Annotated in this window: 11 protein-coding genes; 5 read left to right on the top strand and 6 right to left on the bottom strand. The window is 62.2% G+C overall.

What is annotated here, in order from left to right; all coding sequences use genetic code 11:
- Positions 1-161: 161 nt before the first annotated feature.
- Positions 162-1082: a LysR family transcriptional regulator gene (locus tag IEV82_RS08725; protein ID WP_188481629.1), complete on the bottom strand. Its 921-nt coding sequence runs from the start codon at positions 1080-1082 to the stop codon at positions 162-164.
- Positions 1083-1247: 165 nt separating this feature from the next.
- Here IEV82_RS08725 and IEV82_RS08730 point away from each other — a divergent pair, with 165 nt between their 5' ends.
- The 5 genes from IEV82_RS08730 (at position 1248) to ccmE (ending at position 8145) form a co-directional block, all read left to right on the top strand.
- Entirely contained in the window at positions 1248-4670 is a 3423-nt protein-coding gene (locus tag IEV82_RS08730; RefSeq protein WP_188481630.1) for an indolepyruvate ferredoxin oxidoreductase family protein, read from the top strand.
- A gap of 109 nt (positions 4671-4779) precedes the next feature.
- Positions 4780-5658 (top strand): lysophospholipid acyltransferase family protein, encoded by an 879-nt coding sequence (locus IEV82_RS08735; RefSeq protein ID WP_229747733.1) that lies wholly within the window; start codon positions 4780-4782, stop codon positions 5656-5658.
- Between the two features lie 32 nt (positions 5659-5690).
- Positions 5691-6503: a glutamate racemase gene (locus IEV82_RS08740; protein WP_188481631.1), complete on the top strand. Its 813-nt coding sequence runs from the start codon at positions 5691-5693 to the stop codon at positions 6501-6503.
- Positions 6504-6550: 47 nt separating this feature from the next.
- Positions 6551-7579, top strand: coding sequence for an N-acetyl-gamma-glutamyl-phosphate reductase (gene argC / locus IEV82_RS08745; protein ID WP_188481632.1), 1029 nt, complete (start codon positions 6551-6553; stop codon positions 7577-7579).
- A gap of 116 nt (positions 7580-7695) precedes the next feature.
- Positions 7696-8145: a cytochrome c maturation protein CcmE gene (gene ccmE / locus IEV82_RS08750; protein WP_188481854.1), complete on the top strand. Its 450-nt coding sequence runs from the start codon at positions 7696-7698 to the stop codon at positions 8143-8145.
- 95 nt (positions 8146-8240) lie between these two features.
- On the opposite strand, the gene eno is transcribed toward ccmE, so the two are convergent.
- The 5 genes from eno to IEV82_RS08775 form a co-directional block, all read right to left on the bottom strand.
- Positions 8241-9518, bottom strand: a complete 1278-nt coding sequence (gene eno / locus IEV82_RS08755; RefSeq protein ID WP_188481633.1) for a phosphopyruvate hydratase — start codon at positions 9516-9518, stop codon at positions 8241-8243.
- An 80-nt stretch (positions 9519-9598) separates the two neighbouring features.
- On the bottom strand, positions 9599-10492 hold the full coding sequence (locus IEV82_RS08760) for a DMT family transporter (RefSeq protein WP_188481634.1): 894 nt from the start codon (positions 10490-10492) through the stop codon (positions 9599-9601).
- A 66-nt stretch (positions 10493-10558) separates the two neighbouring features.
- Entirely contained in the window at positions 10559-10969 is a 411-nt protein-coding gene (locus IEV82_RS08765) for a Fur family transcriptional regulator (protein WP_188481635.1), read from the bottom strand.
- A 68-nt stretch (positions 10970-11037) separates the two neighbouring features.
- A complete protein-coding gene (locus IEV82_RS08770) occupies positions 11038-11895 on the bottom strand; it encodes a DMT family transporter (protein WP_188481636.1) in 858 nt (285 codons plus the stop codon).
- 14 nt (positions 11896-11909) lie between these two features.
- A complete protein-coding gene (locus IEV82_RS08775; RefSeq protein ID WP_188481637.1) occupies positions 11910-12695 on the bottom strand; it encodes a DUF533 domain-containing protein in 786 nt (261 codons plus the stop codon).
- Positions 12696-12805: the final 110 nt, after the last annotated feature.

A 12805-nucleotide genomic window follows, 5' to 3' on the forward strand; every position in this document is an offset into this window, starting at 1 on the left:
GGCCGAGCAATAAGCTCGGCCGAAGTCCAACAGGGAGGTATGAAGATGATGCGCAAATCAGCGTGTCATCCCATATGTGCTAATTAAGTCAGCGCTCTGTTGCATGGCAAGAGTTACCGTCCAGCACCAGTGTCATTCCCGCTATGCGTGAGGCGCATGGGTCACACATCCATGTCGCCTCCGGCCTCTAACGCCTTGCGTGTCTGACGATGGGTAAAGATCTCTTCCTGCACGAAATCCCGGAAGGCCGCGATCCGTTTCGATTGGCGCAGTTCCTCGGGATAGGCAAGGAAAACAGGCACTTCGCCGGATTCCACGTTCGACAGCACCCGCCGGATGGTCGGGAAATCCTCGATGATGTAGTCGGGCAGAACGCCGATCCCGAGACCCGACAGCACGCTTTGCAGCACACCGAAGTAGTTGTTCACCGTCAGGGTCGATTTCACGTTGTGGGTCAGCAGTTCCTGCACCAGCATCATCCCCGCGCTCACTTGTGCCGCGCGCGGATTCTGGCAGATCAGGCGATGGTTCGAGATATCCTCAAGCGTTTCCGGGATACCGTTCTGGGCCAGGTATTCTGGCGACGCGTAAAGCCGCATGCGGATCGACATCAGCTTCTTGCGGATCAGGTCCGCCTGGCTGGGTTCTTTCATGCGTACGGCGACATCGGCTTCGCGCATCGGCAGGTCGAGCACGCGTTCCTCGAGCATGAGGTCGATGTTCAGATCGGGATATTTCTCGTAGAGCTTGGGAAGACGCGGCGCGAGCCACAAGGACCCGAAGCCGATGGTCGTGGTGACGCGCAATTCGCCGAACACTTCTTCTTCGCTGTCGCGGATGCGCGCGGTCGCCGCATCAATCCGCTTGTTCATCGAACGGGTCGCATCGAACAGCAATTCGCCCTGTTCGGTGAGAATCAGTCCGCGGGCGTGACGGTGAAACAGAACTGTGTTCAGTGATTCTTCGAGTGCCCGGATCTGTCGGGACACAGCCGATTGTGAGAGGTGCAGCGTGTCCCCGGCATGCGTTAGGCTGCCCGCATCGGCCACTGCGTGAAATATTCTGAGCTTGTCCCAATCCATGACATACACTTTCAATCGTTAAAGACGGTCTACATGACACAATGTCATTTATGAATGACAACTTCGCGTAACACTTAAGATTCAACAGAAATTTGTGGTAAGGTCAGCAATGATGACCTAAATTTGTGCTAATATGAAGGCACATTTCACGCAGGGAGGCGTCAAATGACCAAAGCTGAAATCTCACTGAACGACCGCTTTGACCTGTCCAAATCGCCGGTGTTGCTGAATGGCACGCAGGCGCTGGTGCGGCTGATGCTGATGCAGAAGGCGCGCGATACGGCTGCCGGGCTGAACACCGCTGGCTACGTGACAGGCTATCGCGGATCGCCGCTGGGCGCGGTCGACCTGCAGATGAACAAGGCGGCGCGGTTTCTCACGGCGGCAGACGTCACCTTCAAGGAAGGTCTGAACGAAGATCTGGCCGTGACCGCCCTTTGGGGGTCGCAGCAGGCCGAACTGCGCGGCGAGGGCACGCATGATGGCGTGTTCGGTCTGTGGTACGGCAAGGGGCCGGGCGTGGACCGCTCCGGCGACGCGATGAAACACGCCAACATGGCGGGCACGTCACCCAAGGGCGGTGTGCTCATGGCGATGGGCGACGACCACACCGGCGAATCCTCGACCGTTCTGCACCAATCCGAGTGGGCGATGATCGACGCCTACATGCCCGTGGTGTCGCCTGCCGGCGTGCAGGAAATCCTCGATTACGGCCTTTACGGCTTTGCCCTGTCCCGGTTTTCCGGCCTCTGGGTTGGCCTCAAGACGATGAAGGACACGGTCGAGGCCACAGCGGTTGTCGATGGCCGCCCTGACCGCTTGTCTTTCGTGATCCCACAATTCGACATGCCTGACGGTGGGCTGAACATCCGGCTGGCGGACACGCCCCACGCGCAGGAAGCGCGGATGATCGACCACAAACGCTTTGCTGCCGAGGCGTTCTCCCACGCCAACAAGATGGACAAGCGCGTCTGGGGCAAACCCGGCGCCCGGATCGGCTTTGTCGCGGCGGGCAAGAACTGGCTGGACCTCGTGCATGCGCTGTCGCTTCTGGGCATCGACGAGGCCGAGGCAGAACGGCTTGGCGTGACCACCTACAAGGTCGGTCAGACATGGCCGCTTGACATGAAAGGGTTTCACGACTGGGCCGAGGGGCTCGACCTGATTGTCGTGGTCGAGGAAAAGCGCAAGCTGATCGAGGTGCAGATCAAGGAGGCCATCTTTGACGACCGGCACGGACGGCGCGTCTGGGGCTGGCACAAGGGCGGCGGGGCCGGGTCAATGCACGGGCCGGAGCTGTTCCCGACGCGCGGCGCGCTCGACCCGATCCTGATCGCGGAAAAACTGGGTCAGATCCTGATCGACGAAGGCCGCGACACGGATCGCATCAAGGCTGGCATGCAAAGCCTTGATGACGCACGCAAAGCCGACAACGCCGAAGAGATCGCAGCGCGCCTGCCGTATTTCTGTTCCGGTTGTCCGCACAATTCATCCACCAAGGTGCCTGAGGGCAGCCGCGCCTATGCCGGGATCGGCTGTCACTACATGGTGCAGTGGATGGACCGCGAGACATTGGGTTTCACCCATATGGGCGCTGAAGGTGCGAACTGGATCGGGGAATCGCTCTTTTCCAAAACTCCCCATGTTTTTCAGAACCTTGGCGATGGAACCTACAACCATTCCGGAATGCTGGCCATTCGCGCGGCGATCGCGTCGGGCACGACGATCACCTACAAGATCCTGTATAACGACGCCGTTGCCATGACCGGCGGGCAGAAGAACGAAGGCGGGCTCACGCCGCAGCGGATCGCGGCGGAACTGCGCGCGATGGGGGTCAAACACTTGGCCGTCGTCTACGACGAGAAAGAGGATGTGGACCTCAAGTCCTTCCCGCAAGACATTGAACTGGCAGAGCGCGCGGATTTGCAAACCGTTCAGGAGAAGTTTGCAAAGACAACGGGCGTCAGTGCCATCGTCTATATCCAGACCTGCGCTGCCGAAAAACGCCGCCGCCGCAAGCGTGGTCAGTTTCCCGATCCTGACCAGCGCGTGTTCATCAACACAGATGTCTGCGAAGGCTGCGGCGATTGCGGTGTGCAGTCCAACTGCGTGTCCATCGTGCCAAAGGAAACTGAACTGGGCCGCAAGCGGGCGATCGACCAGTCGTCCTGCAACAAGGATTTCTCTTGTCTCAAGGGGTTTTGCCCGTCTTTCGTCACGCTCGAAGGCGCGCAGGTCAAAAAGGCCGCGACAGCGGATGTGACCCTGCCGGACATGCCCGATCCCGATTTACCCGCCATTAACGGCACGTGGAATATGGTCGTCACGGGCGTCGGCGGAACCGGCGTCGTGACCATCGGTGCGGTTCTGGCGCAGGCGGCACAGATCGACGGCAAGGGCGCGGGCATGATGGAAATGGCCGGTCTCGCCCAAAAAGGCGGCGCGGTGCATATCCATCTGCGGCTGGCCAATGCGCCCGAAGACATCAGCGCCATTCGCGTGGCGACGGGTGAGGCGGACGCGCTGATCGGTGGTGATCTGGTGGTCAGCGCCGGTGCAAAGACATTGGGCCTGATGCGCACGGGGCGCAGCGGGGCGGTGGTGAACAGCCACGAAATCATCACGGGGGAATTTACACGCAACACCGAATTCACCCTGCCGACCGACCGGCTCAAAGTCTCGCTTGAGGCGCGGTTGCGTGAACGGCTCGACCTGTTCGACGCATCCGAACTCGCCAAGGCCACTCTGGGGGATTCGATCTTTTCCAACATGATGATTCTCGGTGCCGCTTGGCAGCGGGGATTGGTGCCCCTGACACGGGATGCCATCATGCAGGCCATCGAACTGAACGGCGCTGCGGCGGAAAAGAACATCCGTGCGTTCGAGGTCGGACGTTGGGCGGTGCTGCATCCCGAAGATGCGGCGCGCGTGGCGGAGCCCAAAATTGTCGCCTTGCCCAAGACGCTGGATGACAAGATCGCCTACAGATTTGACCATTTGGTAAAATATCAGGGCAAGCGCTACGCCAAACGCTACGCCAAAATGGTGGATCAGGTGTCAGACCCGCGCCTGAAGGAAGCGGTGGCAAAAGGCTATCACAAGCTTTTGGCATACAAGGACGAATACGAGGTCGCACGCCTGCATCTGGAAACCCGCGCCAAGGCGCAGGAGCAGTTCGGCGGGGATTTCAAGATGTCGTTCCACCTCGCACCGCCCATGCTGACCAAGACCGGGCCAGACGGGAGGCCGGTGAAAAAGCGCTTTGGCGAGGGGATGCTCAAGGGCTTCGGCCTGCTGGCAAAGCTCAAGATGCTGCGCGGCACGCCCTTCGATCCCTTTGGTCGCACCGAGGAACGCCGCATGGAGCGCGCGCTGATCCGGCAATACGAGGCGGACATGGCCGAATGGCTGCCCAAGGCATCGCCCGAGACACGCGATGCGCTGGCGGCACTTGCCGAATTGCCGCTTGAGATCAAGGGCTTCGGTCCGGTCAAGCAGGCCAACGCGGCGCGCGCCGAAAAGCGCCGCGAGGAAATGCTGGCGGCGTTGCGGGCCGGGGGTGCGGGGATGAAAGCGGCGGCGGAATGAGGGTTGCATGACGGACGCGTCATGCGGGTGTTAACAAACCGTTACATCTTTTCGGATAGAACATGCTACGCCCGAACGGCGCTTGCCTCTATTTTCCGGAGTATCCTCGGTGACGTCATCCGCCGCCCGCGACATATCCTACGCCTATTCCGCCCGGTCCAAGCCCGGTCGCGCCATGATCCGCCTGATGGAAAACGCCACGGGTCGCCTCAGCCTGATCAAACGCGCCGCGGGATATCAGGACGAGGTCGCCCAGGGCCGTGATTTCTGGCAGGTGATGATCGACCGTTATGGTCTCAGCCTCGATGTGGTGGGAGGGTCGCTGGACAACATCCCGCGCACCGGGCCGCTGATCGTGATTGCCAATCACCCCTATGGCATCCTTGACGGGTTGATCCTGGGTCACATCCTGTCGGTCACGCGGGGCGATTTCCGCATCCTGGCGCACAAGGTGTTCCGCAAGGCCGAAGAGCTGGACAAGATCGTGCTGCCGGTAAATTTCGATGAAACCAAGGACGCGATTGCCCAGAACATCCAGACTCGCAAAATCGCGCTCGACTACCTCGGGCAGGGCGGATGCGTTGGCGTGTTCCCCGGTGGCACGGTGTCCACGGCCGTCACCCCCTTTGCCAAGCCGATGGATCCGGGCTGGCGCGGGTTCACAGCCCGCATGATCGGCAAATCCGACGCGACCGTGGTGCCGATCTATTTCGACGGCCACACCAGCCGCCTGTTCCAGATGGCGAGCCATCTGCATTACACGCTGCGCATGGGTCTCTTGATCAAGGAATTCCGCAAACGGGTCGACACACCCGTTCGCATCGCCATCGGAGAGCCGATCCCCGCGCATGAGATCGCAAGCCGCAAAAAAGACGCGCGAGAGCTGATGGATTTTCTCCGCAAAGCCACGTATGAGCTGTCTCCAACGCCGTTCGCATCTTACGATTACGGCTTTGAATTTGAAGAACGGCACCGGGTGCGCAGCTGATCGCAGGCCCTTGCCGAAGGCGCGAGGGCGACATGGCGGTAGGCGTATTTGACAGCGGCCTGGGTGGGCTGACGGTGCTGGATGCAGTGTCCAAGCGGCTGCCCGATGTGCCGTTCGTCTATTTGGGCGACAACAAGCACGCGCCCTACGGCGTGCGCGATGCCGATGATGTGTACACCCTGACCTGTGCGGCGACGGAACGGCTCTGGGACGCGGGCTGCGACCTCGTGATCCTTGCGTGCAACACCGCGTCCGCGGCGGCCCTGCGGCGCATGCAGGAAAGCTGGGTGCCGCGCGACAAGCGCGTGCTGGGCGTGTTCGTGCCTTTGATCGAGGCACTGACCGAACGGCAATGGGGTGACAATTCCCCGCCGCGCGAAGTCGCGGTGCAGCACGTCGCGTTGTTCGCCACCCCGGCCACGGTGCGCAGCCGCGCGTTCCAGCGGGAATTGTCGTTCCGTGCCATCGGCGTGGATGTCGAGGCGCAGGCCTGCGGCGGGTTGGTGGATGCCATCGAAGAGGGCGACATGATCCTCGCCGAAGCGCTGGTGCGGTCCCATGTCGATGCGCTCAAGCGCAAGATGCCAACCCCTCAGGCGGCCATCCTGGGGTGCACGCACTACCCGCTGATGCAGGAGGTCTTTCAGGATGCGCTGGGGCCCGAGGTTGCCGTCTACAGCCAGGCCAACCTTGTGGCCGAGTCGCTGGCTGATTACCTCGGTCGTCATCCCGACATGATCGGCACGGGGGACGCGTCGATGTTCCTGACCACCGGTGATCCCAAGCGCGTATCGGATCACGCGACGCATTTCCTGCGACGACGCATCCAGTTCGACGCGGCCTGAGCCACGCCACCCTTCAGCCCCTTCCATCCGTCACGGGGAGTGACCCAATGACCTGCAAGATCGCCATCATCGGCGCCAGCGGCTATACCGGAGCCGAACTGCTGCGCCTCATCGCCACCCATCCCGACATGGAGATCGCCGCGCTGGCCGCGAATTCCAAGGCGGGACAGACCATCGCGCAGGTGTTTCCGTTCCTGCGCCATCTCGACCTGCCACAGCTTGTGACATGGGAAGAGATCGATTTCTCGGGCATCGACCTGTGCTTTTGCGCCCTGCCGCACAAGACCAGCCAGGAGGTGATCTCCAGGCTGCCTGCAGGTCTCAAGATCGTCGACCTGTCGGCGGATTTCCGGCTGCGCGATCCGGCGGAGTACCAGAAGTGGTACGGCAATCCGCATGCGGCGATCGAGATGCAGGCAGAGGCGGTTTACGGCCTTACGGAATTCTACCGTGACGCCATCCGCGACGCGCGGTTGGTCGCGGGCACCGGCTGCAACGCGGCGACCGGGCAGTATATCCTTCGTCCGCTGATCACGGACCGGGTGATCGGACTGAAGGACATCATCCTCGATCTGAAATGCGCCGTGTCGGGCGCGGGCCGGTCGCTCAAGGAAAACCTGCTGCATGCCGAGCTTTCCGAGGGATACAGCGCCTATTCGGTGGGCGGCACCCATCGCCACCTTGGGGAATTCGATCAGGAATTCAGCGCCTTGGCGGGTGAGGACGTGCGTGTGCAGTTCACGCCGCACCTGATCCCGGCCAATCGGGGTATCCTTGCCACCTGCTATGTCAGTGGCGATGCGCAGGCGGTCTACGGATCTTTGACCAAGGCCTATGCGGATGAGCCCTTCATCGAGGTGCTGCCCTTCGGCGAAACCCCGTCGACCCATCATGTGCGCGGATCGAATTTCTGCCATATCGGTGTGACCGGGGACCGCATCGGGGGCCGGGCCATCGTGGTTGCGGCGCTGGACAACCTGACAAAGGGGTCCTCGGGGCAGGCGATCCAGAACGCGAACCTGATGCTTGGTCTGCAGGAAACCGCCGGGCTGATGCTGGCGCCGTGCTTTCCGTGAACGCTCCTGTTGAGATAAAGTGAATTGCAAACTGCGGCAAAGTGATATGTCGCAGTTTGCGCGGGCGCATTTCGTGTCTATATTAACCGAAATCCACCCGGGAGGACGCCGTGGCCCTGAAATCGCTCAAGAAACAACGCCGCATTCAGGTGATCGCTCTGGCCACCGTTGCCTTGATCCTGTCCACCGCCCTGATCGGATACGGGATGCGCGACGGCATCAACTTCTTCCGCTCGCCCAGCCAGGTTGTCGCAGAGCCACCATCGCCCAATGAAACCTTCCGCATCGGTGGGCTGGTCGAGGAAGGCTCCATCGTGCGCGGGCAGGGATCGACCGTGTCGTTCCGCGTGACCGATGGCGGTGCCACCGTGCCGGTGACCTATGCTGGCGTGCTGCCTGACCTCTTCTCGGAAAACGAAGGCATGGTCGGAACGGGTCGCTTTGTCGATGGCGTGTTCGAGGCGTCCGAGATCCTCGCCAAGCATGACGAGGAATACATGCCGGCCGAGGTGGTCGATGCGCTGAAAGAGCAGGGCATCTACAAGGATCCGAACGCCGGGAGCTAAGTCTCGGCCTGATCTTCTTCTTGTTGAAAATACTCGAAAAAAACCGGGCGCGCAGCGCCCGGCCTGTCGCGTTTTCCAAAGGAAAATTCGAAATCCTATCCCCGAAGGATCGACCGTCCCGCGTATTCGGCGGTTTCGGCCAGCATCTCCTCGATGCGGATCAGCTGGTTGTACTTGGCAAGCCGGTCGGACCGCGCCAGCGATCCGGTCTTGATCTGACCACAGTTGGTGGCGACAGCCAGATCCGCGATGGTCGCGTCCTCGGTTTCGCCCGACCGGTGCGACATCACGTTGGTGTAGCGCGCACGGTGAGCCATATCGACCGCCTTGAGCGTTTCGGTCAGCGTACCGATCTGGTTGACCTTGACCAGCATCGAATTGGCGCAGCCGCGCGCGATGCCGTCGGCCAGACGGGCGGGGTTGGTGACGAACAAATCGTCGCCCACCAGTTGGACCTTTTCGCCCAGCACTTCGGTCAGCATCGCCCAGCCGTCCCAATCGTCTTCGGACATGCCGTCCTCGATCGAGATGATCGGATAGTCGGTGACCAGCGCCTGCAAATAGGCGACGTTTTCGTCCGAGGTCAGGGATTTGCCTTCGCCCTTCATCTCGTATTTGCCGTCCCGGTAATATTCGGTCGCGGCGCAATCGAGGGCCAGCATCATGTCCTGGCCCGGCCGGTAGCCCGCTTTTTCGATGGATTTCAGGATGAAATCAAGCGCCTCGCGGGTCGATCCCAGTTCCGGTGCAAAGCCGCCTTCGTCGCCCAAACCTGTGGACATGCCCGCCGCCGACAGTTCTTTCTTTAGCGTGTGGAACACTTCGGAGCCCATGCGCACGGCGTCGCGGATGTTCTCGGCGGCCACCGGCATGATCATGAATTCCTGGATGTCGATCGGGTTGTCGGCATGTTCGCCGCCATTGATGATGTTCATCATCGGCACCGGCAGCAACCGGGCCGAGGTGCCGCCGACATAGCGGAACAGCGGCTGACCGGTGTAATCGGCGGCGGCCTTGGCAACGGCAAGGCTCACGCCGAGGATCGCGTTGGCCCCCAGACGCGCCTTGTTGTCGGTGCCGTCGAGTTCGATCATCGCCATGTCGATGCCGACCTGTTCGGTGGCGTCCAGTCCGACGATCTCGTCTGAAATCTCGCCATTCACGGCGGCAACCGCTTCGAGCACGCCCTTGCCCATGTAGCGGCTCTTGTCGCCATCGCGCTTTTCGACGGCCTCGTAGGCACCGGTCGAGGCACCCGAGGGCACGGCGGCGCGGCCGATCGTGCCGTCTTCGAGGGTGACGTCAACTTCGACCGTCGGGTTGCCCCGGCTGTCTAGGATTTCGCGGGCGTGGATGTCGATGATGGTGCTCATTGCGCTTGGTCCCGAAGCAGCTGCATTCACGCGGCGGTATAGCAGGGACAGACGTAAAGTAAACTCTGCGTCTGCTAGCGCTAACGGGCGGGTTTTTCGCGGAACCTGTCCTGTTCGAGCGCCAGTTTGCGTTCGCGGTAGAGCGCATAGAGCCCCGCCGTCAGGATGATCGCCGCACCCAGCAGGGTCAGCCCGTCCGGGCGTTCGCCGAAGATCAGGATGCCGAGGCTCATGGTAAACACAAGCCGCGTATAGCGGAACGGTGACACGATGGCGGCGGGGGCCATCCGCATGGCCTGCGTGACCGCGTAATATCCAAGTGCAGTCACCAAGGTTCCCGCAGCCAGATGCCACACCGTGGTCACCGTCACCGGGGGCGGCGCATCAAAGAACAGGGTAAGCACCAATCCGATGGGGATGGTGGCCGAAAAGCCCCATGTCGCGAGCGAGATGGACGGGATATGCGCAGGCGACAGCCGGGTGATCAGGTCGCGCAGGCCCAGCCCGCAGACCCCCATCACGGCAAAAAGTGCGGCGGGCTCGAACCCTTCGGCACCGGGACGGATCACCAGCAACATGCCGACGATTCCCGCAAAGATCGCCAGCCAGCGGCGCAGCCCGACCGGTTCCTTGAGCAGGAGTGCAGCACCCAGTGTCACCACCAGCGGGGCCATCTGCATGATCGCGGCAAAGAGCGACAGGGGGATCTGGCCGATGGACAGAACCAGCCCAAGCCCACCGACGATCTCGAGCCCGGAGCGCGCCAGAACCCAGGGGTGCAGCGCATCGCGACTGAGCAGCTTTGCCCCCTGCCATCTGGCGATCAACACAAAGCAGAGCGTGCCGCCCGAGCTGAGAAAGAACATCACGTGACCGGGCGACAGGACCTGCGAGGACAGCTTGATGAACACATCGCTGAGCGCCAGAAGCGCCATTGCAAGGATCATCAACAGGATGGCGCGCACGATTTGCATGGGGATCAGCTACGCCGCTTTTGGGACAGTGACCAGACCCGTCGACACCGCGTGCGTGCGCTGGGGTCACTTCTTGATTGGTACACCGTAGAGTTCAAGCTTGTGACCCTTGAGCGTGTAGCCCAGCTTGGCGGCGATCCGTTCCTGTAGCGCCTCGATCTCGGGATCGACGAATTCGATCACCTTCCCGGTATGCAGGTCGATCAGGTGGTCGTGATGGTCACGCTCGGCGTCCTCATAGCGGGCGCGGCCATCGCCGAAATCGACCTTTTCGAGGATGCCCGCCTCTTCGAACAGTTTGACCGTTCGGTAGACCGTGGCGATCGAGATGTTCGGATCACGCCCCGAGGCGCGGGCATAAAGTTCTTCGACATCCGGGTGGTCGGTCGCATCTTCCAGAACCTGCGCGATGGTGCGCCGTTGTTCCGTCAGGCGCAGGCCCTGCGCTTCGCAGCGGGAAAGGATGGTCTCAGACATCGCCGGGCCTCTTGTCTTGGTGGCGAAAGATGTAGCCAAGTGTGCGGGTCAATGCCAGCAGTGGCGGGTCAAATATTCACCCGCGCGCGCCGTCGCAGATGCCACAGGTAGACGGCCAGCGCGATCACCACGATGGTGCCGCCGATCAGCATGGGGGGCGTCGGCACTTCGCGGATCACCAGCCAGACCCAAAGGGGCCCCAGCACGGTCTCCAGCAGCAGCACGAGGCTGACATTCACCGACGCGGTGAGGCGCGAGGCTTCGGACATCAGGTAAAAGGACAGCGGCAGCACGACAAAGCTGGCGGTCGCGATGGCCCATGTGGTGCCAGAGGCCATCTCCTGCGGCGTGGTCAGGGCAAGGGCGGTGATCCCGGCCAGCCCTGACCCGGTGCCGACGGCGGGCAGCAGCGGCATCTCGGGGTTGTGGCGCAGCAGCGTGAAGCTGATCGCGAGGCTGAGCGCCACGCCCAGTCCGCAGACCACGCCGATCAGCGCGGTTGCGGTGAAGGCGACATCGCTTTTGCCGGACATGGCCAGCGCGATCCCGGCGCTGACCACCGCGATGGTGACCCATGTGGCAGGCCGGGTCGGCTGGCCATAGAGAACGCGGGACAGGATTGCCGCCCAGATCGGCACCGTGGCCACAGCGATCAGCACAAGTGCCACCGGTGCCAGCGAGATCGCTGGCGCAAAGAGCGAGGCGTTCGCCCATTGCGCCAGAACCAGCGCCGCTCCGACGCCCGAGAAGAGGCGCGGGAAGAGACGTATCTGCCCGGTGAGCAGCGCTGCCAACAGGAACAGGCTGCCCATCGCCAGTCCACGCCACGCCACCAGCGGCGCGGCGTCGAGCCCTGACAGACGGATCAAAAGTGCATCCGGTGTCAGGATCAGGACACCGAGTACGGCCAGTAGAATGCCTTTCATGAATGCGCGTCAGATCAGCTGTACAGCGGCTGAACACCCATCTGCATATGCAGCGCATTCACGGTAGGTTGGTCGAGGTCCATCGCGCGGGCCAGCGCGTCGAGATATTCCGCCTCGGGTTGGGTATCGAGACGGATCGACATGAGCGATGCCGAATAGACCTGCGTGCGCAGCGCTGCAGGCGTGTCGGCGGCCAGCGCATCCACATCCACTGGCGCGGCAAGGTGTTCCTGCACGAAGGCGATGTCTTCGGCATCGGCATCTTCGCCTACCGTAGACAGGATCTTGGCGCGTTCGGCCTCGTCGATGCCGCCGTCGCACTTGGCGGCCTGGATCATCGCACGCAGCATCAGCGCGGCGGTTTCCTCGGCCTCGGGGGCTGTCGCGCCGGACTTGGCGAACTGGTCCAGCATCCCGCCCATGTTCTTGCCGCCCATCGCGGCCACGCCGCCTGCTGCTGCCAGCAGACCGGCAAGACCGGCCCCGCCACCACCACCCAGCGCCGACATGAGACCGCCTTTGGCCCCTGCATCCTGACCGGTGGCGCCGCCACCCATCATCGACGACAGGTCGAGCCCGCCCGATTGCAGCTTGTCCATGATCCCGGCCAGCGGGTTCGCGCCACCGGCACCGCCCATCATCTGGCCCATCTGGGCCTGGATTTGCGCCATTGGATTGTCGCCTGACACCTGCGCGCCGCCCATCAGACCGCCAAGGCCCTTGCCCCCGGCAAGATGGTCGACGCCGCGCGCGGCGGCATATCCGATGGCCACCTTGGCCAGTGTTCCCATGAGACTCATAATACATACTCCGGTGGTCAGGTTTACGGTGTTGACCACAAGATGCCCGATTCGCGGGCGGGATGCAGAAAAACCTTTGCGGCGCGTGGATTTGTCGGCCGATCAGGCCC

It is taken from the genome of Marivita lacus, assembly GCF_014637725.1.
Taxonomy (GTDB): Bacteria; Pseudomonadota; Alphaproteobacteria; order Rhodobacterales; family Rhodobacteraceae; genus Marivita; species Marivita lacus.

Bases quoted from the DNA above. Each gene is read 5' to 3' on its own strand.
- IEV82_RS08725 (WP_188481629.1), bottom strand. From the start codon at position 1,082: ATGGATTGGGACAAGCTCAGAATATTTCACGCAGTGGCCGATGCGGGC.
- IEV82_RS08730 (WP_188481630.1), top strand. From the start codon at position 1,248: ATGACCAAAGCTGAAATCTCACTGAACGACCGCTTTGACCTGTCCAAA.
- IEV82_RS08740 (WP_188481631.1), top strand. From the start codon at position 5,691: ATGGCGGTAGGCGTATTTGACAGCGGCCTGGGTGGGCTGACGGTGCTG.
- argC (WP_188481632.1), top strand. From the start codon at position 6,551: ATGACCTGCAAGATCGCCATCATCGGCGCCAGCGGCTATACCGGAGCC.
- eno (WP_188481633.1), bottom strand. From the start codon at position 9,518: ATGAGCACCATCATCGACATCCACGCCCGCGAAATCCTAGACAGCCGG.
- IEV82_RS08760 (WP_188481634.1), bottom strand. From the start codon at position 10,492: ATGCAAATCGTGCGCGCCATCCTGTTGATGATCCTTGCAATGGCGCTT.
- IEV82_RS08765 (WP_188481635.1), bottom strand. From the start codon at position 10,969: ATGTCTGAGACCATCCTTTCCCGCTGCGAAGCGCAGGGCCTGCGCCTG.
- IEV82_RS08770 (WP_188481636.1), bottom strand. From the start codon at position 11,895: ATGAAAGGCATTCTACTGGCCGTACTCGGTGTCCTGATCCTGACACCG.
- IEV82_RS08775 (WP_188481637.1), bottom strand. From the start codon at position 12,695: ATGAGTCTCATGGGAACACTGGCCAAGGTGGCCATCGGATATGCCGCC.